A 26,951-nucleotide genomic window follows, 5' to 3' on the forward strand; every position below is an offset into this window, starting at 1 on the left:
GTCAAGCTGTAACGGCCATGCCGGACACTACTGCTAATCGCTGCCAAGACTTGTCAGCAAACCGAATCCTCTGATCGAGATACACAAGTGATCGAAAATCTACGCAACATCGCCATCATTGCCCACGTTGACCATGGTAAGACCACCCTGGTAGACAAACTCCTGCGTCAATCCGGCACCCTGGAGCGCAACGAGCTCAACGACGAGCGCGTGATGGACTCCAACGACCAGGAAAAAGAGCGCGGCATTACCATTCTGGCGAAAAACACCGCCATCAACTGGAACGGCTACCACATCAACATCGTGGACACCCCGGGCCACGCCGACTTCGGCGGCGAAGTTGAACGCGTAATGTCCATGGTTGACTCCGTGCTGCTGCTGGTCGACGCTCAAGACGGCCCTATGCCGCAAACCCGTTTCGTGACCAAGAAGGCTTTCGAAGCCGGCCTGCGTCCGATCGTGGTGATCAACAAGGTTGACCGTCCGGGCGCGCGTCCTGACTGGGTTCTGGACCAGATCTTCGATCTGTTCGACAACCTGGGCGCAACCGAAGAACAACTGGACTTCCAGGTTGTTTACGCTTCGGCCCTGAACGGCATCGCCGGTCTGGACCACACCGCCATGGGCGAAGACATGACCGCGCTGTACCAAGCGGTTGTCGACCACGTTCCAGCTCCGGCTGTAGACCGTGACGGTCCGTTCCAGATGCAGATCTCCGCTCTGGACTACAACAGCTTTCTGGGTGTTATCGGTGTTGGCCGTATCGCTCGTGGTCGCGTCAAGCCGAACACTCCGGTTGTGGCTATCGACGCCAACGGCAAGCGCCGCAACGGTCGTATCCTGAAGCTGATGGGTCATCACGGTCTGCACCGCGTTGACGTTGAAGAAGCAGCGGCCGGCGACATCGTCTGCATCAGCGGTTTCGACGAGCTGTTCATCTCCGACACCCTGTGCGACATCAACACTGTCGAGGCGATGAAGCCTCTGACCGTTGACGAGCCAACCGTTTCCATGACCTTCCAGGTAAACGACTCGCCATTCTGCGGTAAAGAAGGCAAGTTCGTGACCTCCCGTAACATCAAGGATCGTCTGGACAAAGAGCTGCTGTACAACGTTGCACTGCGCGTTGAAGAAGGCGACTCGGCTGACAAGTTCAAGGTATCCGGCCGTGGTGAGCTGCACCTGTCGGTACTGATCGAAACCATGCGTCGCGAAGGCTTCGAGCTGGCCCTGGGCCGTCCTGAAGTGATCATCCGTGAAGTTGACGGCGTGAAGCAGGAACCGTTCGAAAACGTGACCATCGACATCCCTGAAGAATCGCAGGGCAAGGTCATGGAAGAGATGGGTCTGCGTAAAGGCGACCTGAGCAACATGGTGCCGGATGGCAAGGGCCGTGTTCGTCTGGAATACAACATCCCTGCTCGCGGTCTGATCGGTTTCCGTAACCAGTTCCTGACCCTGACCAACGGTGCTGGCATCCTGACCTCGATCTTCGATCGTTACGCTCCAGTGAAGTCGGGCCACATGTCCGGCCGTCAGAACGGCGTTCTGGTTTCGGTTGAAACCGGCAAGGCACTGACCTACTCCCTGGAAACCCTGCAGGCTCGTGGCAAGCTGTTCGTAGAACACGGCCAGGAGATCTACAACGGTCAGATCGTTGGTCAGAACTCCCGCGACAACGACCTGGGTGTAAACCCAACCAAAGGCAAGAAGCTCGACAACATGCGTGCTTCGGGTAAAGACGAAACCATCGCTCTGGTACCACCTGTTCGCTTCACCCTGGAACAGGCTCTGGAATACATCCAGGAAGACGAGCTGTGCGAAGTTACTCCTAAGTCCATCCGTCTTCGCAAGAAGATCCTGGACGAAAGCGAGCGTACCCGCGCTGCCAAGAAAGCCAAGGCGTAATTTAGCCCAGGCTTGAAAAAACGCCCCCGGTCGAGAGACCGGGGGCGTTTTTGTTTGTCTGGGGAAGCGTGGTGAACCTCAAGAGCCCCCTCACCCTAGCCCTCTCCCCGAGGGAGAGGGAACCGAATGGGGGATGCTCAAGAAATACGCCGACCTGATCTGGCTGTGCCGAATCCATAATCGACTCGTTCTTTCAGGTCGATGGATAGCGCAAGACACCTCGGTTAGCTCCCTCTCCCTCGGGGAGAGGGCTGGGGTGAGGGTTGGATCTAAAGTCTGATGCAGATATCTGGAAGGATCAGAACTTCTCGATCGACCGCGAATTCTGCACCCGCTCCACTTCCTTCGGCTTGTACGCGCAATATCCCGGGCGCGGGCCGATCTTCGGGTGGTTGCGGCAGGTGTCCGGGCGCTTGTCATAAATGGTGCACAACCGGCTCTTGCGATCCAGGTAGTAGCAATCGTTGTTACTCATGCGCTGGAGGGTAAAGATCCCCGACTTCTGGTTGAAGCGCTCCACCAGACCTTCCTTTTGCAGGCGCTTGGCGATGTTCTTCGGCGGGTCGCCCAGTTCGAACTCGTCGACCACGCCGATGCGCACCAGATCCTTGATCTTGACCTCGACCGGCAGCGTGCAGCAGCTGGAAACGCACGAGCCGCACATCGGGGCCGAATATTTGGCCCAGGTATCGAGACGGTCGATCTCGGCTGCGGCGATCAGGTTGGGCTTCATCATCGGGGTTTACCAGGCGTGTGCGTCAGGGCGCGCGATCATACCGGGACTGGTGGATTTTTGAACAACCTTTCGCCAGATTTTTTCTTTCTGTCATCACCGGGGCCGACAATTCGGCACGGCCCCTGCATTCATTCAGGCATTCGCCAAGGTATTGCCGAACGATCCCGCACTCTCAGGAAAAACTGCCGAACCAGAGCCCCCACCGTCGGTCAGACCGTCTAGGCTCTGACAATTCCCCGCTCGCTCGAGGTCCTATCGATGACTCAAGAACCACTAGTTCGCGAAGCAGAGGTGGCCGCATTCCGCGACGCCGTCCTGACCAAACTCACCTACGCGGTAGGCAAAGACCCGGATCACGCCTTCGACCATGACTGGTTCGAAGCCATCGCTCTGGCGGCCCGGGACCACATGGTCGAGCACTGGATGGACCACACCCGGCAGATCTACCGCAAAGGTCAGAAGCGGGTGTATTACCTCTCGCTGGAATTTCTCATCGGCCGTTTGCTGTACGACAGCCTGAGCAACCTCGGTCTGCTCGACGTCGCCCGTGAGGCGCTGACCGAACTGGGTGTGGATCTGGAGCGCATCCGCCTGCTGGAGCCCGACGCAGCGCTGGGCAACGGTGGCCTCGGACGGCTGGCGGCGTGCTTCATGGAAAGCATGTCGACCCTCGGCATCGCCGGTCACGGCTATGGCATTCGTTATGAGCACGGGCTGTTTCGCCAGGCCATCGTCGATGGCTGGCAGCAGGAGCAGACCGAGCACTGGCTGGATTTCGGCAACCCGTGGGAGTTCGAGCGGCCGGAGGTCGTCTACAGCATCGGCTTCGGTGGCAGCGTCGAAACCGTCACCGATGTCAGCGGCAAGAGCAAACAGGTCTGGCACCCGGCGGAAACCGTGCGGGCGATTGCCTACGACACTCCGGTGGTCGGCTGGCGCGGGGCGAGCGTCAATACCTTGCGTCTGTGGCGCGCCCGGGCGATGGAGGACTTGCATCTGGAGCGCTTCAACGCCGGTGATCACCTCGGCGCTGTGGCCGAAGTGGCCCGGGCCGAAAGTATCTCCCGCGTTCTGTATCCGGCGGACAGCACCGAAGCCGGGCAGGAACTGCGCCTGCGTCAGGAATACTTCTTCGTCGCAGCGTCCCTTCAGGATCTGCTGCGCCGCCATCGCAACATGCACACCTCGGTGCTGACCCTGGGCGATCACGCATCAATCCAGCTCAACGATACGCACCCCTCGATCGCCGTCGCCGAACTGATGCGTCTCCTGGTGGATGTCTACGACGTGGCCTGGGATGCAGCGTGGCAAGTCACCGTCGATACGCTCTCGTACACCAACCACACGCTGCTGCCCGAAGCACTGGAGACCTGGCCGGTGGGCCTGATGGAACGCATGCTGCCGCGGCACATGCAGATCATCTACCTGATCAACGCCCAGCACATCGATTCGCTGCGGGCCAAGGGCATCCACGATTTCGACGTGCTGCGCGCGGTGTCGCTGATCGAAGAGGACAACGGCCGCCGGGTGCGCATGGGCAATCTCGCGTTCCTCGGCTCCCACAGCGTCAACGGCGTATCGGGCCTGCACACGCAACTGATGCGCAAGACCGTGTTCGCTGAACTGCACAAGCTCTATCCGGAGCGGATCAACAACAAGACCAACGGCATCACCTTCCGCCGCTGGCTGTACCAGGCCAACTCCGAACTGACCTCGATGCTGGTCGATGCTCTCGGGCCGGATGTGCTGGACAACCCCGAAGAGCGCCTGCTGGACCTTGAACCGTTCGCCGAAAAAGCGGCCTTCCGCAAGGCCTTCGCCGAGCAGCGGCTGCACAGCAAAAAGGCGCTCGCCTACCTGATCCACGAGCGGCTGGGGATCGCGGTCAACCCGGCGGCGATGTTCGACGTGCAGGTCAAAAGGATCCATGAGTACAAACGTCAACTGCTCAACCTGATGCACACCGTGGCGCTGTATCAGGCGATTCGCGCCCAGCCGGAAACCGACTGGGTGCCGCGAGTGAAGATCTTCGCCGGCAAGGCTGCGGCCAGTTATCACCAGGCCAAGCTGATCATCAAACTGACCAACGATATCGCCCGGGTGGTGAACAACGACCCGACCGTGCGCGGGTTGCTGAAGGTGGTGTTCCTGCCCAACTACAACGTCAGTCTGGCGGAGAGCATCATCCCGGCGGCGGATTTGTCCGAGCAGATATCCACCGCCGGTTTCGAGGCGTCGGGCACCAGCAACATGAAGTTCGGCCTCAACGGCGCGCTGACCATCGGCACCCTCGACGGTGCCAACGTGGAAATGTGCGAGCGCATCGGCGCCGAGCACATGTTCATCTTCGGCCTGAGCGCCCAGCAGGTCGAAGCGCGCAAGCAGAACCACGAGTTCAGCGCGGTGCCGGACATTGCGGCGTCCCATCGTCTTAACGACGTGTTGCAGGCGATCCGCAGCGGCGTGTTCTCGCCGGACGACACCTCGCGCTATACCGGGCTGATCGATTCGCTGGTGGACTACGACCGCTTCCTGGTTTGCGCCGACTTTGACTCGTACTGGGAAGCGCAGATGCGCGTCGATGCGCTCTGGCACGATTCCAACAACTGGTGGCGTTCGGCGGTGTTGAACACCGCGCGGATGGGTTGGTTCTCTTCGGACCGGACGATTCGCGAGTACGCCACGGATATCTGGAAGGCACTGGAGTAACTTTTAGCGACAAATGTGCGCCCGGCCCCACGCTTGTTGGGCCGGGCCGATATACTGAGCCCTGATTTCGCCCCGTTCCGGGGCTGCTCAGGGATATCGACCATGCAATGGATGTTCATGTTGATCGGGCTGGTGCTCGGTTGGCTGCTCGACGAGTCGTTCAGTAGCGCGCTGTTGGGGGCGCTACTGGGCCTGGTGATTGGCCAGACGATCCGGATCGCCCGGCTCGGCTCGCAGAGTGCCGAGCACAAGACTCAACTTGAACAGGCGAAAGTCGCCTTGCAGGCTGTCGAGCAGCGGCTGTTTCTGCTCGAAGGCGCCGGTGTGCGTACCACGCCGCCCAGTGTCGAGCCGACTACCGAAGCCGCTGTCGAGCCGGTCCGGGTTGCCGAAGAAGCCCCCGTCAATGCCCCCGAGCTGGTCTGGGAACTGCCGCCCGAACTTGAACCGATCTCCGCTGTGGCCAGCGAAACCAGTCAACCTTTGCCGGCGGATGTCTGGCAGCTCGACGCCGTAACCCCCGACTCTCCCGAACCACAGCAACCTGCCGAACCCCGAGGCCCGAACCTCATCGAGCGCGGCATCAGTGCTGCGCGCAACTGGCTGTTCGGTGGCAACACCGTGCTGCGGGTCGGCGTGGTGCTGTTGTTCTTCGGCCTGGCCTTCCTGCTGCGCTACGCCACCGAAGGCATGGTGGTGCCGATCGAAATGCGTTATGCCGGGGTCGCGGCAGCGGCGTTGGGATTGCTGGCGCTGGGCTGGTGGTTGCGCCATCGCAACACGAGCTACGCCTTGATGCTGCAGGGCACCGGGATCGCAGTGTTGTACCTGACGGTGTTTGCGGCGATGCGCCTGCATCCGCTGCTCGATCCGTCCGCTGCGCTGGGATTGCTGGTGGCCGTGACGGTGTTCTCGGCCATTCTGGCCATCACCCAGGATTCCCTGGCCCTGGCCTGCGTTGCTGCGCTTGGCGGGTTTGCCGCGCCGATCCTGACCTCCACCGGCGCCGGCAACCATGTCGCGCTGTTCAGCTATTTCGCGTTGCTCAACGCCGGCATTCTGGCCATTGCTTGGTTCAAGGCCTGGCGCCTGCTCAACCTGATCGGTTTCGCCGGCACCTTCGGCATCGGTTTCGCCTGGGGCCTGCGTTCGTATGCACCGGAATTGCTGTGGAGCACCGAGCCGTTCCTGATTCTGTTCTTCTTGATGTATCTGGCCATCGGCCTGCTGTTCGCCCGTCGCAAGCTGCTGGACATGCCGGACGCCCCGGCGGAAGGCGATCGCGAGGCGCTGCTGAATTGGTCGGCGCGCAAGGGCGACTACGTCGACGGCACCATGCTGTTCGGGCCGCCGCTGGTGGGTTTCGGCCTGCAATTTGCGCTTATCCAGCATCTGGAATTTGCCGCCGCGTTCAGTGCACTGGCACTGGGCATGATTTACATGGCCCTCGCCCGGGTGCTGATGGGCGGTCGCGCTTTGTTGCTGGGCGAGACCTGCCTGGCGCTCGGGGTGATTTTCGCCAGCCTGGCGATTCCATTGGGGCTGGATGCGCGCTGGACTTCTGCGGCCTGGGCGGTGGAGGGCGCGGGGATTTTCTGGCTGGGTCTGCGTCAACATCGCCCGTTGGCCCGGGCGTTTGCGATGCTGCTGCAACTGGGTTCGGCGCTGGCGTTTACCAGCCACTTGCGCGCTGGCGAAGCCAGTCTGCTCGACGGTGCACCGCTGGGGGCGTTGATGCTCGGGTTGGCGCTGTTGTTCAGTTTCTATCAATTGCGCAAGGCGTTGCCGGACCAGACTTCAGCTTGGGAGCGAGAGAGCTTGCCGGTGATGGCCAGTCTGGGCCTGGGCTTTCTCTATCTGCTGGCGCCGCTGTTTTTCTTCGTCCAGTTCACGGCAATCAGTTGGGCCCTGGCCGGTCTGGTGACCTTGTTCGTCGGCTTGCGCCTGCAATCGCGCACGTTCCTGTTCACCGCGTTTGCCGTGCAACTGCTGGGCGGTGCGCTGTTCCTGCTGCGCCTGCAAGGGGCGGGTGAGGATTCGGCAGCCGTGTTCAGCGCTGGCTGGAGCGGTTTGCTCAGTGCCTCGCTGATCGGTCTGGCGCTGATCGCCGGCATGCTGCTGGCGGCACGCGACGAGATGGTGCGCAGCGATGTTCGTCTGTTGCGCGGTTTGTCGGTGGTGCTGCTGGCAGGGCTGGTGCTGATCAATCTGGCGGTGTTGTTCGTGCTGCCGTGGCAGACCGCAAGTGCGGTGTGGGCGGCCAGTGGCTTGCTGATCATCTGGCTCAGTCTGTACCTCAAGCAGCGCGTGAGTTTTGTCTTTGGTCTGTTGTTGCAACTGATCGGCGGCGCGGCGTTTTTGCTGGCCGGTCCCGAGTTGCTCGGGCCGTTGTCCAGCGAAGGTCTGCGGCCGCTGGCCCATGGCGGATTCTGGACGCCACTGGTGCTGGGGCTGGCGGCGATGATCGGTGCGTGGCGCCTGCAATTGGGTAATCACGCTTCGGCATTCGATGTGCTGAGTTTGCAGCGGTTGTCCGAAGTGCTGCTGGTGTGGGGTGCCGGTTGGTGGGCGCTGGCGTGGGTCAGCGAGGTGTTGCGGTTTGCGCCGCTGAATCTGCAGGCAACGCTGTTGCTGCTGGTCGCCGCGTTGAGTGTCGCATTGTGGACGCTGTTGGCATTGCGCCTGAAATGGCCGTCGCTCGGGTTGCTTTGCACCCTGCTGATTCCGGCGGCCGGACTGGTGTTGCTCGCTGCGTGGCACTCGCGTTATCACCCGGCGGCCAACTTCGGCTGGCTGGCGTGGGCAGCAGTGTTCGCGGTGCATTTCTTCAGCCTGCGGCGTCTGGCGCCGATGCTGCCGGCGCGGGCCTTGAGCACCGCGCATGTGCTCGGTTGCTGGCTGCTGATCGGCGTGCTGGCGCTGGAGTTGCGCTACGGCCTGCTGCTGTTGTCCGAGCAATACAACGCCTGGCGCTGGCTGGGCTGGGCGATTCTGCCGAGCGTGTATCTGTTGCTGATGGCCGCGCCGCGCAACTGGCCGTGGCCGGTGGCAGCGTTCCCTCGTGAGTACCGCTTGTACGCGGCGGCGCCGCTGGCAGTGTTGATGCTTGCCTGGTTCTGGCTGGCGAACGGCGTGAGCGACGGCAACGCCGAACCGCTGCCTTACGTGCCGCTGATCAACCCGCTGGAGCTGGGCCTGTTGATCGCGTTGTTCAGCGTCTATGTCTGGTCGCGCAGTGCGGTCACCGAGCTGTCGATCCGCAAGGATTACGCCGCTCACGCTTTGCAACTGATCGCCGGTGTTTCGCTGTTCGCCTTGTGCACCGCGCTGGTGACCCGGGCGGCGCACCATTGGGCGGGGATTCCGTTCGAGCTGGACCTGTTGCTCGAATCGATGCTGGTGCAGGCCGGGTTGTCCATCGTCTGGACGCTGATGGCGCTCGGGCTGATGATCGGCGGGCATCTGCGCCATCGCCGCGAAGTGTGGCTGATCGGTGCGGCGCTGATTGCGCTGGTGGTGGCCAAACTGATTTTTGTCGAATTGAGCAACCGTGGCGGGCTGGCGCGGATCGTCTCGTTTATCGGCGTCGGCGTGTTGCTGCTGGTGGTGGGCTACTTCGCGCCGCTGCCGCCCAAACGCGTCGAAGCTGCACCGGCGGCGGACAAACCGGCCCCGGAAACCGAAGGAGTGTCGTCTTGAGTCGCAAGCTTAATCTCGGGTGGCTGTTGCTGGGCGTGGCCATGACGGCCGGCGCCCAGGAAAAACCGGCGGACTTTGCCGCGCAGGTGCCGTTGTCGGTCAGCGGCGCAGGCCCGTGGTATCGCCTCGAACTGCCGCTGAGCGTGCAATTGCAGGCCCGCCAGACCGATCTCAGCGATCTGCGGGTGTTCAACGCCGCCGGTGAGCCGCAGGCCTATGCGCTGGCCCGGGAATCGGCGCAAACCCGCGATGACGGCCACATGAACACGGTGAAGTGGTTCCCGCTGTACAACTCGGCGGATGCCACCGAACGCGCGCCGAGCGTGCGCGTCCAGTCGACCACCACCGGCACGCTGGTGGAAGTGCAGCCCTCCAGCCAGCTGGAAGCGGGCGAGGAAGTGCTGCGCGGCTGGCTGCTGGATGCCAGCGCGATCAAGGCACCCTTGCAGCAACTGATCCTCGACTGGACCAGCGAGCGCGACGGCTTCCAGCGTTTCAGCATCGAGGCCAGCGACGACCTGCAGCACTGGCAACCGTGGGGTGAAGGCCAGGTCGCGCGCCTGACTTTTTCCGATGAGCGCATCGAACAGCATGAAGTCGCGCTGCCGGGGCAATCGGCGCGTTACCTGCGCCTGCTGTGGGATTCGCCCAATGCGGCCCCGACCCTGACCTCAGCGCAACTGAAAAGCAGCGACCCGCAAAACCTGCCGTTGCCGCTGGTCTGGTCGCCAGCGCTGGCCGGCAGCAGCACCAAGGCCGGGGAATACACCTGGCAGTTGCCGATGGGGCTGAATGTCGAGCGGGTCCAGATCGAATTGAAACAGCCCAACAGCCTGGCGCCGGTGACGCTCTCGGGACGCCGCGAAACCAGTCTGCCGTGGCAGCCGTTGAGCAGCGGCTTGCTCTATCGCCTGACCCAGAACGGCCAGGACGTGGTGCAGAACGAATTGCAGCTCTACGGCCAGACCGTGCAGCAGTTGAAGCTGACCGTCGACGAACGCGGTGGCGGCCTCGGCGAGCAGGCGCCGAGCATCAAGTACGCGGTGCGCGCCACTCAAGTGATCTTCCTTGCCCGGGGTGACGGGCCTTACAGCCTGGCGCTGGGCAATCCGACGGTGAGAACGGCAAACCTGCCGCTGACCACGCTGATCCCCGATTTCAAACCGGAGAAACTGGCCACGCTGGGCAAGGCCACGGTGCAGGGTGATGCAGTCGCGACGCAGACAACGACGGCGACGACAGCAGCTGTCGCCGAGACCAACTGGAAGAAAATCGGATTGTGGGCGGTATTACTGTTGAGTGTGCTGTTTCTGGCTGCGATGGCCTTCAGTCTGCTGCGCAAGCCACCGGCGAAGTCCTGAATAAGACGGGTGTGGCCTCCACATCCGTCGGGTTTCCAACTACGCTGAATCCGATGCCTGAACTCTCCCGGATTCATCACGTCTGATAGCAGGAATTGCACCCGACGCACGTTAGCGGGCGTCATTGCTCGCTACGGTTTCAGACTCCCTGTAAACTGCGCGGGTTTTCAGCCCCCCATTCCACCGGAGCCGTCCATGTCCCGCGTTACCCTGAGTCGCTATTTGATTGAGCAGACCCGCAGCAACAACACTCCTGCCGATCTGCGCTTCCTGATCGAAGTGGTGGCGCGTGCCTGCAAAGAGATCAGCCACGCCGTGTCCAAAGGCGCCCTGGGCGGTGTTCTGGGCAGCATGGGCACGGAAAACGTGCAAGGCGAAGTGCAGAAGAAACTCGACGTGCTGTCGAACGAAATCCTTCTCGAAGCCAACGAGTGGGGCGGTCACCTGGCCGGCATGGCGTCCGAAGAAATGGACAACGCCTACCAGATCCCGGGCAAATACCCGAAAGGCGCCTACCTGCTGGTATTCGACCCGCTGGACGGTTCGTCGAACATCGACATCAACGCCCCGGTCGGCACCATCTTCTCCGTGCTGCGTTGCCCGAACGAATACCTGAGCCAGAACGAAGCCCTGAACGAAAAGGCCTTCCTGCAGCCAGGTACCCAGCAGGTCGCGGCCGGTTACGCGATCTACGGTCCGCAAACCATGTTGATCCTGACCCTGGGCAACGGCGTGAAGGGTTTCACCCTGGACCGCGAAATGGGCAGCTTCGTCTTGACCCACGAAGACATCACCATTCCTGAAAGCACCCAGGAATTCGCCATCAACATGTCCAACCAGCGTCACTGGGAAGCTCCGGTACAGCGCTACGTTTCGGAACTGCTGGCCGGTGAAGAAGGCCCGCTGAAGAAGAACTACAACATGCGCTGGGTCGCGGCGATGGTTGCCGACGTGCACCGCATCCTGACCCGTGGCGGTCTGTTCATGTACCCGCGCGACAGCCGCGAGCCGTCCAAGCCAGGCAAACTGCGCCTGATGTACGAAGCCAACCCGATGTCGTTCCTGGTGGAACAGGCAGGCGGCGCTTCCACCGACGGTCACCAGCGCATCCTCGACATCCAGCCTGAAGGCCTGCACCAGCGCGTAGCGGTGTTCCTCGGCTCGAAAGAAGAAGTCGCCCGCGCCACGGCTTACCACAAGGAATAAACCATGACCGCGCCCTGGCAGCCGTTGCTCGATTGGTGGTTCGGTCATGCCGAGTCAGCGACTGAAGTGACGGCGCAACAGGGCAAGTTGTGGTTCGGCAAGAAAGACAGTCAGGACCTCGAAGCGCGTGAGCGTTTCGGGGTCTTTGTCGATCAGGCCCTCGCCGGCGAATTGACCGAGTGGACGCAATGTCCCGAAGGTTGGCTGGCGGTGGTGCTGCTGCTCGATCAACTCCCGCGCATGATCTTTCGCGATACACCCAAGGCTTTTTCCGGTGATCTGCGGGCGCAAAAACTGGTTGCCCAAGGCATTGCGGCGGATTTCGACCGGCAGTTGAAACCGATTCAGCGCCTCTTCATCTACCTCGTCTTCGAACACTGCGAAAATCTCGCGGTGCAGAACGAAGCAGTCTCGCGATTCATCGAACTGGTGGCTGAACAGCCGGAGGCGGAGCGCGGGGTGTTTGCCGACAACCTGGATTATGCCGAGCGGCATCAGCGGGTGATTGCGCGGTTCGGGCGGTTTCCGCATCGCAATGCGGTGTTGGGGAGGGAGTCTACGGCGGAGGAGTTGGCGTTTCTTTCGCAGCCGGGGTCGAGTTTCTGAATCACCATCAAGACGACTGACCTCTTCGCAGTAAAGCCCGCGAAGAGATCAGTGAGAGCGCCTTAGATCCGGAAACTACCCACCAACTGCTTCAACCGCGCAGCCTGCTGCTCCAGATCCGCACAAGCGCGTAACGTCGCCTGCAGGTTTTCCACACCTTCCTGGTTCAGCGTGTTGATCTCGTTGATGTCGACGTTGATCGACTCGACCACCGCCGTCTGCTCTTCGGTCGCGGTCGCCACCGACTGGTTCATGCCGTCGATCTCGCCGATGCGCTGGGTCACGCTTTCCAGACGCTCGCCGGCCTGGTTGGCGATGCCAACGCTGCTTTCGCTCTCGCGCTGGCTCTCGGTCATGATGCCGACCGCCTGACGTGCGCCGACCTGCAGTTCTTCGATCATGCTCTGCACTTGCTGCGCCGAATCCTGGGTGCGGTGTGCCAGGTTGCGCACTTCGTCGGCGACCACGGCGAATCCGCGACCGGCCTCACCGGCACGGGCCGCTTCGATGGCGGCGTTGAGCGCCAGCAGGTTGGTCTGCTGGGAGATGCTGGTGATCACTTCCAGAATCTGCCCGATGTTCACGGTGTTGCTGTTCAGGGTTTCGATGTTGCCGCAGGAGTCGCTGATCTTCGCCGACAACTGTTGCATCGCGTGGATGGTTTTATCCACAACCTGCTGGCCGTCGACCGCCAGGCTGCGCGCATCGCTGGAGTGTTGCGAGGCGAGGGCGGCGTTCTGGGCGATTTCCTGGGCAGCGGCGCCGAGCTGATTGATTGCAGCGGCCACGCTGTTGGTGCGCGAAGCCTGCTGGTCGGAGTTGAACATCGACGAGTTGGACGCCGCGACCACGCGCAGCGCGACTTCGTTGACCTGCCCGGTGGCCGAGGACACTTCGCGGATCGAGGTGTGGATACGCTCGACAAAACGGTTGAACGACAGGCCCAGCGCACCGAATTCGTCGTGGCCATGGATCACCAGACGCTTGGTCAGGTCGCCTTCGCCTTCGGCGATGTCATGCATGGCGCGACCCATGGTCAGCAGCGGCTGCATCAGCACGCGGATCAGCATGCCGAGCAGGGCGATGATGATGACGACGGCGATCACCATGGCGATCAGCGCCGAGGTGCGGAACTCGCTGAGCATCGAGAATGCGGTGTCCTTGTCCAGCACCAGGCCCACGTACCAGTCGGCCGACGGTACGCCGTTGACGCGGGTGAAGGAGATCAGTTGGGTCTTGCCGTCGAACTCGACTTCTTTCAGGCCCGGGCTGACTTTCGGCGCACCGCTTGGATAGGCCTCGGCCAGGGTCTTGAGTACCAGTTTGCTGTCCGGATGGATCAGGATCTTGCCGTCGGCACTGACGATGAACGCGTGGCCGTGGCCACCGAAGTTCAGCGAGTTGATGATCGCACTGACGCTGGTGAGGTCGATGTCGGCGCCGGCCACGCCGATCATCTGGCCCTGGCGCTGTACCGGGGTGGCGACGGTGATCACCAGTTTGCCCGACGACGCGGCGATGTACGGTTCAGTGACGATGGTCTGCTGGGCGCTGTTCGCGGCCTTGTACCAGCCACGGGCGCGTGGGTCGTAGTCCGGCGCGCGATTGCCGGCCGGGACCGAGAACATCACGCCGTCGGCGCCGCCGAAATAGCTGAGCTGGAAATTGCCGGTGTAGGCGGGCAGGTCGATGATGCGCTTCAGGCTGGCCGGAGCGCTGCCGTCGGCGACAACCTGCTGCGACATCGATTGCAGCAACTGGATGCGGCTTTCCAGCCAGGTCTGGATGTTGCTGGTGGTCAGGCTGCCCAGTTCCTGCATTGATGCTTCGGTGCTGCTTTGCAAGGCTTCGCGTTGTCGATAGTCGTTGAACAAAATGAAACAGGCGAACGCTACGGCCACCACGAGGGCGGCAGCCAACAAGATCTTGTGGCTGAATTTCATGTTTCTGGTCATTAAGTGAGCTACCGCGAAGGGGCTGGTCAAGAAAGGGCGGCAATTTGCCACACTCTCGGGCTTTGCGCTGCTCTTATTTCGACCGCCGCGCGACAAAGATGAGGACGCTTTTGTTAAAGGCGACGAAATGCTCAATAGCCCTACAAAGTGTCTGATTTACCGATGAATGCCGGACGAGCGGGCCAATAAATAGCCACCTGTCGAGGGAACCAGACAGGGGTTTTCTCTTCTAAGCTTCTGGTTGGCGCCAGGCCATCCCCCTTCCGTTCCAGGAGTTACACCATGTCGCTGCGATCTATCGCCCTTCTGTCGTTTTGCGTGCTGTTGGCCGCATGCAGCAAGGTCAATCAGGAAAACTACTCGAAGCTCTCGGCCGGCATGGCCAAGGCCGAAGTGGAGACGCTGCTTGGCAAGCCTACCGACTGCTCGGGTGCGCTCGGCATGTCCAGTTGCACCTGGGGCGACAAGAACAGCTTTATCAGCGTGCAGTACGCCGGTGACAAAGTGTTGATGTTTTCCGGCCAAGGCCTGAAGTAAACCGGGGCTACGCGCCCACGGGAGAAAAACAATGAAGCGGTTATTGCTTGTCCTTTTTGCCGGCCTGGTACTGGCCGGCTGCGCCACCACCGGTGAAGATCCGCTGGCGCCCAAGACAGTCCACAGCGTCAATCTCAAGCGTTATCAGGGTACCTGGTACGAGCTGGCGCGACTGCCGATGTATTTCCAGCGCAACTGCGCACAATCCGAAGCCCGTTACACGCTCGAATCGGACGGCAACCTGGGCGTGTTCAACCGTTGCCTGACCAAGGACTGGCAATGGGAAGAGGTCAAGGGCACGGCTTATCCACAGGTACCGGGCAAGACCGACAAATTGTGGGTCGAGTTCGACACCTGGTTTTCGCGGCTGATTCCGGGCTCGGCGAAGGGCCAATACTGGGTGCTGTACGTCAGCGACGACTACAAGACTGCCATCGTTGGCGATCCGAGCCGTCGCTACCTGTGGCTGTTGTCCCGCACGCCGACCGTCAACGGTGTGGTGCGTGAGGAACTGCTGAGCAAGGCGCGCCAGCAGGGTTATGACACCACGCGCTTGATCTGGCGGGCGTCGGATCAGCAGATGGCCAAGACGTCCAACTGACGCGCAACAAAAAACCTGTGGAGGTTGCCCTCCACAGGTTTTTTTGTGTCAGCCCAAAAGGTCTCGCAGGACCTGGGTGAAGGCGTGAATGCTGTCCTCTTCCCCGGCATGTCGCCCGTCGCGAACGACCCACTGACCGTTGACCAGCACGTCACGCACCTGACGATCACCACCGGCAAACAGCCAGCGGTTGAGGATCCCGTCGCCGCTGGCCGTGGCCAGATACGGATCGCTGCCATCGAGCACAATCCAGTCGGCGCGCTTGCCCACCTCCAGCGCGCCAATCGGCTGGCCCAGCGCCTGAGCGCCACCGTCCAGTGCGGCGTCATACAACGTGCGGCCAACCATCGGTTGATCCGCGCCATACAAGCGGTTGCGCCGCTGATCGCGCAGACGCTGGCCGTATTCCAGCCAGCGCAATTCTTCCACCACGCTCAACGACACATGGCTGTCGGAACCGATACCCATGCGCCCGCCCTCAGCGAGGAAATCCACCGCCGGGAAAATCCCGTCGCCGAGGTTGGCCTCGGTGGTCAGGCACAGGCCGGCGATGGCGCGACTCTTGGCCATCAGCGTGACTTCTTCCGGATTGGCGTGGGTGGCGTGGACCAGGCACCAGCGCTGATCGACTTCGGTGTTTTCATACAGCCATTGCAGCGGACGGCGGCCGCTCCAGCTCAGGCAGTCGTCGACTTCCTTCTGCTGTTCGGCGATGTGGATGTGCACCGGGCATTGTTTGTCGCTGGCCGCCAGCACTTCGCTGATCTGCTGCGGCGTGACCGCGCGCAACGAGTGGAAACACAATCCCAGCGACTGGGCCTTCTGCTGCGCCAGCAACGGTTGCAGGCGCGATTGCAGCTTCAGGTAGTTTTCGGTGCTGTTGATGAAGCGGCGCTGGCCTTCGTTCGGTGTCTGGCCACCGAAACCGCTGTGGCTGTAGAGCACCGGCAACAGTGTCAGACCGATGCCGGCGGAGCTGGCGGCCTGGCTGATACGCAACGCCAGCTCCGCCGGATCGGCGTACGGCTGACCGTTGTGATCGTGGTGGACGTAATGGAATTCGGCGACCGAGGTGTAACCGGCCTTGAGCATTTCGATGTACAGCTGACGGGCGATCACGCCGAGTTGGTCCGGGCTGATTTTTCCGACGAGCCGGTACATCAGATCGCGCCAGGTCCAGAAACTGTCATTGGGATTGCCGGCCACTTCCGCCAGCCCGGCCATCGCTCGCTGGAACGCGTGGGAGTGCAGATTCGGCATGCCCGGCAGCAGCGGACCGCTCAACCGTTCGGCGCCATCTGCGGTGGAATCGGCCTGGATTCGGGTCAATACGCCATCGGCGCTGACCTCGAGACGTACATTGTTGGCCCATCCGTTAGGCAGCAGCGCGCGTTCGGCAAAGAAGGCGGACATGGTTCAGCACCCCATCGTGTGTTATTTGTATATACATATACAGACGTTTGCCTGCCCGGTAAACTCCGGCAAGCTAGCAACCTTATCCAATGAACAGGGATCCATCGTGCCGACTCCGCCTCCAGTTTCTCCGTTGGCCGCGAACATGGGCGACAGTCCGGCGCCCTTGTACGCCCGCGTCAAACAGATGATCACCCAGCAGATCGACAGTGGTAACTGGCCGCCGCATTACCGCGTGCCGTCGGAAAGCGAGCTGGTCAGCCAGCTGGGTTTCAGCCGCATGACCATCAACCGCGCGCTGCGCGAGATGACCGCCGACGGTCTGCTGGTGCGCATGCAGGGCGTCGGCACCTTCGTCGCCGAACCGAAGAGCCAGTCCGCGCTGTTCGAAGTGCACAATATCGCCGACGAAATCGCCTCCCGTGGCCATCGCCACACCTGCCAGGTGATCACTCTGGAGGAAGAGGCCGCCGGTTCCGAACGCGCCCTGGCGCTGGATATGCGCGAAGGGCAGAAGGTGTTCCACTCGCTGATCGTGCATTACGAAAACGACATTCCGGTGCAGATCGAAGACCGTTTCGTCAACGCGCTGGTCGCCCCGGAATACCTCAAGCAGGACTTCACCCTGCAAACGCCATACGCCTATCTGAACCAGGTTGCGCCGCTGACCGAAGGCGAACACGTGGTCGAAGCCATCCTCGCCGAGCCGTCCGAATGCAAACTGCTGCAGATCGAAAAAGGTGAGCCGTGCCTGCTGATCCGTCGCCGTACCTGGTCGGGCCGTCAGCCGGTAACCGCTGCGCGCCTGATTCACCCTGGTTCCCGTCATCGTCTGGAAGGTCGGTTCCATAAATGAAAGAGTTGAAGGTTTTACGCGCCGAAGGCTACCCGCGCATGCCGTGGAAGAACGGCGGCGGCAGCACCGAGGAAATCACCCGTGACGCCGGTGCCGGCCTCGACGGTTTCGGCTGGCGTCTGTCGATTGCTGACATAGCCGAATCCGGTGGTTTCTCGACGTTTACCGGTTATCAACGGGTGATCACGGTGTTGCAGGGCGACGGCATGACCCTGTGCGTAGACGGTGACGACACCCGGCCGCTGTTACCCCTCGACCCGTTTGCCTTCAGCGGCGAAAGCCAGGTCTCCTGCACCCTGCTCGGCGGGGCGATCCGCGATTTCAACCTGATCTATGCGCCGCAGCGTTACAGCGCTCGTTTGCAGTGGCTGGATGACGAGCAGCGGTTTTTCAGCTCCGCCGGCACTGTTCTCGTTTTCAGCGTCAGCGAGTTGCTGCAAGTGCAGGTCGGTGACAGCGCTGCGCAACTTGGCCGGCATGATTGCCTGCAACTGGACGGCAACACCGGTCTGGTGGAAATCGCCGTCAACGCGGGCTGCTGTGTGATCGAACTGACTGCACGCTGATCCGAACCTTGAAAAGCCGCCGCTTTGGACAGCGCCTGTAGGGGCTGTTAAAAACGGCGGCTTTTTTCATTCCGACGTTCCCGAACGCGCACCAACTTGTTACCGAACGCCCCAGCGTGGCGCAAAACCACGCACATGAACTCGCCCTCCGCTTGTTCAAACCCACCCCGCGAAAAAATTCATACGCGCCACAACCCTTGATTCAGGCGTCCTCCAGCCGTCCCCGCATTTTTATTGATCAACCCTCCAACAAGTTGGCCGCTCGATTGCATATGCTTGTATGTACAAGTAAAGACGTATGCGTATGAGTCGTCCGAGATTCTCCGCAGCGTCCCTGATTCGCTTGTCGCGCATTGAAGCGCACAAGCCGCTTGCCCATCGCCAGGGTTGGTTTGAATTGATCGCTGAGGAGTCTTTTTCGTGACTGACGCAAAAACTACTAAATTCCGTGACGTTGAAATTCGTGCATCGCGCGGCAACAAGCTGACCGCCAAGAGCTGGCTGACCGAAGCGCCGCTGCGCATGCTGATGAACAACCTCGACCCGGAAGTGGCCGAGAACCCGAAAGAGCTGGTGGTCTACGGTGGCATCGGCCGTGCCGCACGTAACTGGGAGTGCTACGACAAGATCGTCGAAAGCCTGACCAACCTGAACGACGACGAAACCCTGCTGGTGCAGTCCGGCAAGCCGGTCGGCGTGTTCAAGACCCACAGCAACGCCCCGCGCGTGCTGATCGCCAACTCCAACCTGGTGCCGCACTGGGCGACCTGGGAACACTTCAACGAACTCGACGCCAAAGGCCTGGCGATGTACGGCCAGATGACCGCCGGCAGCTGGATCTACATCGGTAGCCAGGGCATCGTCCAGGGCACCTACGAAACCTTCGTCGAGGCCGGTCGCCAGCATTACGACTCCAACCTCAAGGGCCGCTGGGTCCTGACCGCCGGCCTCGGCGGCATGGGTGGCGCCCAGCCGCTGGCTGCAACATTGGCCGGTGCCTGCTCGCTGAACATTGAATGCCAGCAGGTCAGCATCGATTTCCGCCTGAAAAGCCGTTACGTCGACGAGCAGGCCAAAGACCTCGACGACGCGCTGGCGCGCATTGAAAAGTACACCAAGGAAGGCAAGGCGATCTCCATCGCCCTGCTGGGCAACGCCGCTGAAATCCTTCCGGAACTGGTCCGCCGTGGCGTGCGTCCGGACATGGTCACCGACCAGACCAGCGCCCATGACCCGCTCAACGGCTACCTGCCGGCCGGCTGGACCTGGAACGAATACCGCGCCCGCGCCAAGACCGAACCGGCGGCCGTGATCAAGGCCGCCAAGCAGTCGATGGCGGTGCACGTCAAAGCCATGCTGGATTTCCAGAAGCAAGGCATCCCGACCTTCGACTACGGCAACAACATCCGTCAGATGGCCCAGGAAGAGGGCGTCGAGAATGCCTTCGACTTCCCGGGTTTCGTACCCGCTTATATCCGTCCGCTGTTTTGCCGTGGCATCGGTCCGTTCCGCTGGGCGGCGCTGTCGGGTGATCCGCAGGACATCTACAAGACCGACGCCAAGGTCAAGGAACTGATCCCGGACGACGCCCACCTGCACAACTGGCTGGACATGGCCCGCGAGCGCATCAGCTTCCAGGGTCTGCCGGCACGCATTTGCTGGGTCGGCCTGGGTCAGCGCGCCAAGCTCGGTCTGGCGTTCAACGAAATGGTCCGTCGCGGCGAACTGTCGGCCCCGATCGTGATTGGCCGCGACCACCTCGACTCCGGCTCGGTGTCCAGCCCGAACCGTGAAACCGAATCGATGCAGGACGGTTCCGATGCCGTCTCCGACTGGCCACTGCTCAACGCTTTGCTGAACACCGCGAGCGGCGCGACCTGGGTCTCGTTGCACCACGGCGGTGGCGTCGGCATGGGCTTCTCGCAGCACTCGGGCATGGTGATTGTCTGCGACGGTACGGATGAAGCAGCCGAGCGCATCGCTCGCGTGCTGCACAACGACCCGGGCACTGGTGTGATGCGTCACGCCGATGCCGGTTACCAGATCGCCATCGACTGCGCCAAGGAGCAAGGGCTGAACCTGCCGATGATCACCGGCAAATAAAAACCTGGGGGAGCGAGCGCGCTCGCTCCCGTTCAAGCCAATACAACAACAAAACCCAGAACAATCCACAGAGGTTGAATCATGGCTGGCAACACCGATCGTGCAAGCAACAAACCGTTGATCGAAAGGCGTTCGATCGACTACATCCCGGAAGCGGAAAGACACGGTCGTCTATTCAGTCAGTTCACCCTGTGGATGGGTGCCAACCTGCAAATCACCGCGATTGTCACCGGGGCCCTGGCCGTGGTGCTGGGCGGTGATGTGTTCTGGTCGTTGATCGGTCTGTTGATCGGTCAACTGCTGGGCGGCGGCGTCATGGCGCTGCACGCGGCGCAAGGGCCGAAGCTGGGCCTGCCGCAGATGATCTCCAGCCGTGTGCAGTTCGGGGTTTATGGCGCGGCGATTCCGATCGTGCTGGTGTGCCTGATGTACCTCGGTTTCACCGCGACCGGCACTGTGCTGTCCGGTCAGGCGCTGGGCCAGTTGTTCGGGGTCAGCGACACCGTCGGCATCCTGCTTTTCGCCAGCGTCATCGTGGTGGTCACGGTGCTCGGCTATCGGGTGATCCACTGGATCGGCCGGATCGCCAGTGTCATTGGCGTGATCGCTTTTGTTTATCTGTTCAGCCGTCTGATGAGTCAAGTGGACGTCGGCGCACTCCTGCAGATCCGTCACTTCAGCTGGAGCAGTTTCCTGCTGGCGGTGTCGCTGGCGGCGTCCTGGCAGATCGCCTTCGGCCCTTACGTAGCCGACTACTCGCGCTACCTGCCGAGCAAGGTTTCCTCGGTGAAAACCTTCTTTGCTGCCGGCGCCGGCTCGGTGATCGGCGCGCAGGTGGCGATGATCCTCGGCGTGTTCGCGGCGGCTTCGGCCAACGGCCAGTTCGCCGGCCATGAAGTGGCTTACATCGTCGGTCTGGGTGGCACCGGTGCCACCGCGGCGCTGCTGTATTTCAGCATCGCGTTCGGCAAGGTGACCATCTCCACCCTGAACTCCTACGGCAGCTTCATGTGCATCGCCACCATCATCAGCGGCTTCCGTGGCCACCTGACGGTCAGCCGGATGCAGCGTCTGGTGTTCGTGCTGGTGATCGTCGGCGCGGCGACCCTGATCGCCTTGCTCGGCCAGCACTCGTTCCTCGGGGCGTTCAAGTCTTTCATCCTGTTCCTGCTGGCGTTCTTCACGCCGTGGAGCGCGATCAACCTCGTGGACTACTACTGCATCACCCGCGAGCGCTATGACGTACCGGCGCTGGCCGACCCAAATGGTCGCTATGGTCGCTGGAACCTCCTCGGTATCAGCGTCTACGTGTTCGGTGTGCTGGTGCAGCTGCCGTTCATTTCCACCAAGTTCTACACCGGTCCGCTGGTGGCCGCACTGGGTGATGTGGATATCTCGTGGATCATCGGTCTGGTGCTGCCCGCTGCGCTTTACTACGTGTGCGCAAAGAAATGGCACGGCAGCGTGCCCGATCACCTGATTCTGCCGGTCGAGCAGAACAGCGTTGTACAACCTGAAGCAAACGGGACCGGCCGCGCTGCGGCGCAGGCCTGATCTGGACGTGGACAGGGCTGGATGCCTCTTGAACTGCCGTAAGCCAATTCATGATTAGGAGCGTCACAACAATGAAATCGAACAAGACCCTGCTGACCACATTGCTGTCCATGGGCCTGCTGGCCAGTGCCGGTGCAACTCAGGCTGCCGGCTGGTGCGAATCCGGCAAACCGGTGAAATTCGCCGGCCTGAACTGGGAAAGTGCGATGTTGCTGACCGACGTGCTGCAAGTCGTGCTGGAGAAAGGTTACGACTGCAAGACCGACAGCCTGCCGGGCAACTCCATCACCATGGAAAACGCCCTTAGCAGCAACGATATTCAAGTGTTCGCCGAAGAGTGGGTCGGCCGCAGCGAGGTCTGGAACAAGGCTGAGAAGGCCGGCAAGGTTGTCGGAGTCGGCGCGCCTGTCGTCGGTGCGGTTGAAGGCTGGTACGTGCCGCGCTACGTGATCGAAGGCGATGCCAAGCGCAAGATCGAAGCCAAGGCGCCGGACCTGAAAAACATCGCTGACCTGGGCAAATACTCGGCGATTTTCAAGGACGCCGAAGAGCCGTCCAAGGGCCGCTTCTACAACTGCCCGGCCGGCTGGACCTGCGAGCTGGACAACAGCGAAATGCTGAAAAGCTACGGCCTGGAAAACAGCTACACCAACTTCCGTCCGGGCACCGGCCCGGCGCTGGATGCGGCGGTGCTGTCGAGCTACAAGCGCGGCGAGCCGATCCTGTTCTACTACTGGTCGCCAACCCCGCTGATGGGCCAGATCGACGCGGTCAAACTGGAAGAGAAACCGGGCGTCGACAAGCGCGTGACCATCAAGGTCGGCCTGTCCAAGACCTTCCACGAGGAAGCCCCGGAGCTGGTGGCCGTGCTGGAAAAGGTCAACCTGCCGATCGACCTGCTGAACCAGAACCTGGGTCGCATGACCAAGGAGCGGATCGAGTCGCCGAAACTGGCGAAAATCTTCCTCAAGGAACATCCTGAGGTCTGGCATGCGTGGGTCAGCGACGACGCTGCCAAGAAAATCGACGCGGCGCTGTAGGTCGATACCTCCCGGCTAACCGTGAGGCTGGCCGGGAGAATTGCCGTCATCGCTTGATTGAGATTTCTGATTGAGAGCCGCTTATGTTTCCCGAACGCTTTACGTTTTCCATCGCCGACTGGGTCAACGGTTGGGTCGATGCACTGGTCACCAACTACGGTGACGTGTTCCGCCATATCTCCGATACCCTGCTGTGGGCCATCGTCAACCTTGAAGGCCTGCTGCGCGCCGCACCGTGGTGGTTGATGCTGGCCATCGTCGCGGGCGTTGCCTGGCACGCCACGCGCAAGCTCGTGACCACCGCCGTGATCGTTGGTCTGCTGTTCCTGGTCGGCGCCGTCGGCTTGTGGGACAAACTGATGCAGACGCTGGCGCTGATGATGGTCGCCACGGTCATCTCGGTTCTGATCGGTGTGCCGCTGGGGATCCTCTCGGCCCGCAGCAATCGCCTGCGTTCGTTCCTGATGCCGCTGCTCGACATCATGCAGACCATGCCCAGCTTCGTGTACCTGATCCCGGTGCTGATGCTGTTCGGCCTGGGCAAGGTGCCGGCGATTTTCGCCACCGTGATCTACGCTGCGCCGCCGCTGATCCGCCTGACCGATCTGGGCATCCGCCAGGTCGACGGTGAAGTGATGGAGGCCATCAACGCTTTCGGCGCCAATCGCTGGCAGCAACTGTTCGGCGTGCAACTGCCGCTGGCCCTGCCGAGCATCATGGCCGGGATCAACCAGACCACCATGATGGCCCTGTCGATGGTGGTGATCGCCTCGATGATCGGTGCCCGTGGCCTGGGTGAAGATGTGCTGGTGGGCATCCAGACCCTCAACGTCGGACGCGGCCTTGAAGCCGGTCTGGCGATCGTGATTCTCGCAGTGGTCATCGACCGCATTACCCAGGCGTATGGTCGGCCACGGCATGAGGTGAGCAAATGAGCAACGCAACCGTGAGCAAGATCGAAGTCAAAAACGTCTTCAAGATTTTCGGCAACCGTTCCAGGGACGCGCTGGCCATGGTCGGCCAGGGCAAGACCAAGGAGCAGGTGCTGAACGAAACCGGTTGCGTGGTCGGGGTCAACGACCTGTCCCTGAGCATCGGTACCGGCGAAATCTTCGTGATCATGGGCCTGTCCGGCTCCGGCAAATCCACGCTGGTGCGCCACTTCAACCGCCTGATCGACCCGACCAGCGGCGCGATCCTGGTGGACGGCGTGGACATCCTGCAATACGACATGGACGCCCTGCGCGAATTTCGCCGGCACAAGATCAGCATGGTGTTCCAGAGCTTCGGCCTGCTGCCGCACAAGACCGTGCTCGACAACGTCGCCTACGGTCTGAAAGTGCGCGGCGAGAGCAAGCAACTGTGTGCCGAGCGCGCGCTGCACTGGATCAACACCGTGGGCCTCAAAGGCTACGAAAACAAATACCCGCACCAGCTCTCCGGTGGCATGCGCCAGCGTGTCGGCCTGGCCCGCGCCCTGGCGGCGGACACCGACATCATCCTGATGGACGAGGCGTTCAGCGCCCTCGACCCGCTGATCCGCGCCGAGATGCAGGACCAGTTGCTGGAGCTGCAAAAGACCCTGCACAAGACCATCGTCTTCATCACCCACGACCTCGACGAGGCCGTGCGCATCGGCAACCGCATCGCGATCCTCAAGGACGGCCGCCTGATCCAGGTCGGTACGCCGAAAGAGATCCTGCATTCGCCGGCGGACGAGTATGTCGACCGCTTCGTGCAGCGGCGGGCGGCGGTGGTTTGAGGTTCGTTCCCACGTCGAGGTGTCGAACCGTCTGCGTGGGAATGCATTTCGTGACGATCAGGTTAAAGAGGTTTTAGATGTCCCAGGCTGAAAAAATCGTTATCGCCGACGCTCCATTGCGTTGGCAGGATGTGGTCGCGGTAGCCCGTCACGGCGCGCAGCTCGAGCTGTCGGCCCAGACCTGGGCGCGCATCGAAAATGCTCAGGGCATCGTCCAGCGCATCGTCGCCAGCGGCGAGCGCGCCTATGGCGTCAACACCGGGCTGGGCGGTCTGTCCAACGTCTCGCTGCAGGGCGAACAACTCAGCCAGTTGTCGCGCAACACGTTGCTCAGCCACGCCTGCGGCGTCGGCCCGGTACTGGCCGACGAGCAGACCCGCGCAATCATGTGCGCTGCGATCCGCAATTACAGCCACGGCAAGTCCGGGATTCATCGCCAGGTAGTCGAAGCGCTGCTGGCGCTGCTCAATCGCGGCATCACCCCGCAAGTGCCGTCCCAGGGTTCGGTGGGTTACCTGACCCACATGGCGCACATCGGCATCGCGCTGCTGGGCGTGGGCAATGTCAGCTATCGAGGGCAGGTTGTCTCTGCTCAGCAGGCGCTGGCGGAAGAGGGCCTGCAACCGGTGCAACTCGGCGCGAAGGACGGTTTGTGCCTGGTCAACGGCACGCCATGCATGACCGGTCTCGGCTGCCTTGCCATCGCCGATGCCACGCGGCTGGTGCAATGGGCCGACGTGGTCGGTGCCATGAGTTTTGAAGCGCAGCGCGGCCAGATCGCCGCATTCGACGCCGAGATCATCGCGCTCAAGCCACACCCGGGCATGCAACAGGTCGGCGTCAATCTGCGGGCGCTGCTCGATGGCAGCGAAGTGATCGCGAAGAGCAAAGGCATTCGCACTCAGGATGCGCTGAGCATCCGCTCGATCCCACAGGTACACGGCGCTGCCCGCGATCAACTGCAACACGCGATCAAACAGATTGAAACCGAACTCAACGGCTGCACCGACAACCCGTTGCTGCTGGGCACGCCGGACAACTTCCGGGTGATGTCTCAGGCCAACCCGCACGGGCAATCGGTGGCGCTGGCGGCGGACTTGCTGGCGATCGCGATGGCCGAAATCGGCTCGATTGCCGAGCGGCGTCTGGACCGTCTGATCAACCCGCATGTCAGCGGTCTGCCGGCGTTCCTGGTGGCCAATCCGGGGGTGAACTCCGGGATGATGATCGTGCAATACGTCGCCGCGTCGCTGTGCGCGGAAAACCGCCAGTTGGCACAACCGGCGGTGCTCGACAACTACGTCACTTCCGGCCTGCAGGAAGACCACCTGAGCATGGGCACCAACGCCGCGCTGAAGCTGCACCGCGCACTGGAAAACTGCACGCAGATCCTCGCCATCGAGTACCTGTTGGCGGCTCAGGCCTTTGAATTTCTCAAGGAACAGCGCTTTGGCGCCGGCACCGATGTGGCGTGGCGACTGCTGCGCGAAAAGGTCCCGGCCTACGATCAGGACCGCTGGCTGGCGCCGGATATCGCCGCTGCCGCGAGCGTGTTGAAGGACTCGGAATTGCTGCATAACGTACTGCCGAATTTGCACTGACAACTGCCCATACCAGCGTGCCAAGGCGCGGATCGTCCAAAAGACGAGAAGCGACGGATAACGGAATGCTCCGGAGCGACTGGTAGTTCATAACAAACTCTCAAAAGGAGCATTTAAATGACTGCGCTGAACCTGATCCCCGGCCAACTGAGCCTGGCCCAACTGCGTGATGTCTACCAGAACCCGGTCCAGCTGACCCTCGACAACAGCGCCAGCGCCCAGATCGAAGCCAGCGTCGCCTGCGTCGAGCAGATCCTGGCCGAGAACCGCACCGCCTACGGCATCAACACCGGTTTCGGCCTGCTGGCCTCGACCCGCATCGCCAGCGAAGACCTGGAAAATCTCCAGCGCTCGCTGGTGCTGTCCCACGCTGCCGGCGTCGGTCAGCCGATCAGCGATGAGCTGGTGCGCCTGATCATGGTGCTCAAGGTCAACAGCCTGAGCCGTGGTTTCTCCGGCATTCGTCGCGTGGTGATCGATGCGTTGATCGCGCTGATCAATGCCGAGGTTTACCCGCATATTCCGTTGAAAGGTTCGGTCGGTGCGTCCGGCGACCTGGCACCGCTGGCGCACATGTCGCTGGTGCTGCTGGGCGAGGGCAAGGCGCGCTACAAGGGCGAGTGGATGGAAGCGACCGAGGCGCTGAAAGTCGCCGGTCTGACGCCGCTGACCCTGGCTGCGAAAGAGGGGCTGGCGCTGCTCAACGGCACTCAGGTTTCCACCGCATTTGCGCTGCGT

The 26,951-nt window shown here is 61.8% G+C and carries 20 protein-coding genes and 1 pseudogene; 17 read left to right on the forward strand and 4 right to left on the reverse strand.

From position 1 onward, the window contains the following. Positions 1 to 87 precede the first annotated feature (87 nt). Positions 88 to 1,908, forward strand: a complete 1,821-nt coding sequence (gene typA, locus M5B98_RS23935) for a translational GTPase TypA (RefSeq protein ID WP_085712784.1) — start codon at positions 88 to 90, stop codon at positions 1,906 to 1,908. A 298-nt stretch (positions 1,909 to 2,206) separates the two neighbouring features. Here the strand turns inward: typA and M5B98_RS23940 are convergent, their stop codons facing one another. Next, complete coding sequence (locus M5B98_RS23940) at positions 2,207 to 2,644, reverse strand: YkgJ family cysteine cluster protein (protein WP_007961740.1); 438 nt, start codon at positions 2,642 to 2,644, stop codon at positions 2,207 to 2,209. A 258-nt stretch (positions 2,645 to 2,902) separates the two neighbouring features. Here M5B98_RS23940 and M5B98_RS23945 point away from each other — a divergent pair, with 258 nt between their 5' ends. From M5B98_RS23945 to M5B98_RS23965, 5 genes are all read left to right on the forward strand, one after another. Then, positions 2,903 to 5,353: a glycogen/starch/alpha-glucan phosphorylase gene (locus M5B98_RS23945; protein WP_134825186.1), complete on the forward strand. Its 2,451-nt coding sequence runs from the start codon at positions 2,903 to 2,905 to the stop codon at positions 5,351 to 5,353. Positions 5,354 to 5,455: 102 nt separating this feature from the next. After that, a complete protein-coding gene (locus M5B98_RS23950) occupies positions 5,456 to 9,052 on the forward strand; it encodes a DUF2339 domain-containing protein (RefSeq protein ID WP_248744186.1) in 3,597 nt (1,198 codons plus the stop codon). Continuing rightward, the gene (locus M5B98_RS23955) at positions 9,049 to 10,413 is read left to right on the forward strand and encodes a DUF3999 domain-containing protein (RefSeq protein WP_248744187.1); all 1,365 of its coding nucleotides are present in this window, start codon (positions 9,049 to 9,051) and stop codon (positions 10,411 to 10,413) included. The genes M5B98_RS23950 and M5B98_RS23955 overlap by 4 nt, the downstream gene beginning before the upstream one ends. A 195-nt stretch (positions 10,414 to 10,608) precedes the next feature. Then, positions 10,609 to 11,619, forward strand: a complete 1,011-nt coding sequence (locus M5B98_RS23960) for a class 1 fructose-bisphosphatase (RefSeq protein WP_065261556.1) — start codon at positions 10,609 to 10,611, stop codon at positions 11,617 to 11,619. Positions 11,620 to 11,622: 3 nt separating this feature from the next. Continuing rightward, the gene (locus M5B98_RS23965; RefSeq protein WP_248744188.1) at positions 11,623 to 12,225 is read left to right on the forward strand and encodes a DUF924 family protein; all 603 of its coding nucleotides are present in this window, start codon (positions 11,623 to 11,625) and stop codon (positions 12,223 to 12,225) included. Positions 12,226 to 12,287: 62 nt separating this feature from the next. Here M5B98_RS23965 and M5B98_RS28940 read toward each other — a convergent pair whose 3' ends face one another. Both M5B98_RS28940 and M5B98_RS28945 read right to left on the reverse strand, forming a co-directional pair. Next, on the reverse strand, positions 12,288 to 13,052 hold the full coding sequence (locus M5B98_RS28940) for a methyl-accepting chemotaxis protein (RefSeq protein WP_371320915.1): 765 nt from the start codon (positions 13,050 to 13,052) through the stop codon (positions 12,288 to 12,290). A 93-nt stretch (positions 13,053 to 13,145) separates the two neighbouring features. After that, positions 13,146 to 14,180, reverse strand: a pseudogene (locus M5B98_RS28945) (cache domain-containing protein); the annotation flags it as partial. A 282-nt stretch (positions 14,181 to 14,462) separates the two neighbouring features. On the opposite strand from M5B98_RS28945, the gene M5B98_RS23975 reads away from it, so the two are divergent. After that, complete coding sequence (locus tag M5B98_RS23975) at positions 14,463 to 14,717, forward strand: hypothetical protein (RefSeq protein WP_007952486.1); 255 nt, start codon at positions 14,463 to 14,465, stop codon at positions 14,715 to 14,717. Between the two features lie 31 nt (positions 14,718 to 14,748). After that, positions 14,749 to 15,318, forward strand: a complete 570-nt coding sequence (locus tag M5B98_RS23980) for a lipocalin family protein (protein ID WP_085712791.1) — start codon at positions 14,749 to 14,751, stop codon at positions 15,316 to 15,318. 48 nt (positions 15,319 to 15,366) lie between these two features. Here the strand turns inward: M5B98_RS23980 and M5B98_RS23985 are convergent, their stop codons facing one another. Next, positions 15,367 to 16,731: a formimidoylglutamate deiminase gene (locus tag M5B98_RS23985; protein ID WP_248744189.1), complete on the reverse strand. Its 1,365-nt coding sequence runs from the start codon at positions 16,729 to 16,731 to the stop codon at positions 15,367 to 15,369. A 145-nt stretch (positions 16,732 to 16,876) separates the two neighbouring features. Between M5B98_RS23985 and hutC the strand changes: the two genes are divergently transcribed. The 9 genes from hutC to M5B98_RS24030 form a co-directional block, all read left to right on the forward strand. Continuing rightward, on the forward strand, positions 16,877 to 17,587 hold the full coding sequence (gene hutC, locus M5B98_RS23990) for a histidine utilization repressor (RefSeq protein WP_162803449.1): 711 nt from the start codon (positions 16,877 to 16,879) through the stop codon (positions 17,585 to 17,587). After that, positions 17,584 to 18,153, forward strand: a complete 570-nt coding sequence (locus M5B98_RS23995) for a HutD family protein (protein WP_248744190.1) — start codon at positions 17,584 to 17,586, stop codon at positions 18,151 to 18,153. Before hutC ends, M5B98_RS23995 begins: the two co-directional genes overlap by 4 nt. A 420-nt stretch (positions 18,154 to 18,573) precedes the next feature. Beyond that, positions 18,574 to 20,256, forward strand: coding sequence for a urocanate hydratase (gene hutU / locus M5B98_RS24000; RefSeq protein ID WP_248744191.1), 1,683 nt, complete (start codon positions 18,574 to 18,576; stop codon positions 20,254 to 20,256). 81 nt (positions 20,257 to 20,337) lie between these two features. Continuing rightward, positions 20,338 to 21,810 (forward strand): purine-cytosine permease family protein, encoded by a 1,473-nt coding sequence (locus tag M5B98_RS24005; protein ID WP_248744192.1) that lies wholly within the window; start codon positions 20,338 to 20,340, stop codon positions 21,808 to 21,810. A gap of 71 nt (positions 21,811 to 21,881) precedes the next feature. Beyond that, positions 21,882 to 22,850, forward strand: coding sequence for an ABC transporter substrate-binding protein (locus M5B98_RS24010; protein ID WP_085732540.1), 969 nt, complete (start codon positions 21,882 to 21,884; stop codon positions 22,848 to 22,850). 83 nt (positions 22,851 to 22,933) lie between these two features. Continuing rightward, positions 22,934 to 23,785, forward strand: coding sequence for an ABC transporter permease (locus M5B98_RS24015; protein ID WP_114881111.1), 852 nt, complete (start codon positions 22,934 to 22,936; stop codon positions 23,783 to 23,785). After that, positions 23,782 to 24,612, forward strand: a complete 831-nt coding sequence (locus M5B98_RS24020) for a quaternary amine ABC transporter ATP-binding protein (protein ID WP_085711028.1) — start codon at positions 23,782 to 23,784, stop codon at positions 24,610 to 24,612. The genes M5B98_RS24015 and M5B98_RS24020 overlap by 4 nt, the downstream gene beginning before the upstream one ends. A 77-nt stretch (positions 24,613 to 24,689) precedes the next feature. After that, complete coding sequence (hutH, locus tag M5B98_RS24025; RefSeq protein WP_248744193.1) at positions 24,690 to 26,213, forward strand: histidine ammonia-lyase; 1,524 nt, start codon at positions 24,690 to 24,692, stop codon at positions 26,211 to 26,213. Positions 26,214 to 26,330: 117 nt separating this feature from the next. Next, positions 26,331 to 26,951, forward strand: a 621-nt coding sequence (locus M5B98_RS24030; RefSeq protein WP_248744194.1) for an aromatic amino acid lyase, incomplete at its 3' end; no start/stop codon positions are given.

The sequence above is a fragment of the Pseudomonas sp. MWU12-3088 genome (assembly GCF_023242405.1).
Lineage (GTDB): Bacteria > Pseudomonadota > Gammaproteobacteria > Pseudomonadales > Pseudomonadaceae > Aquipseudomonas > Aquipseudomonas kribbensis.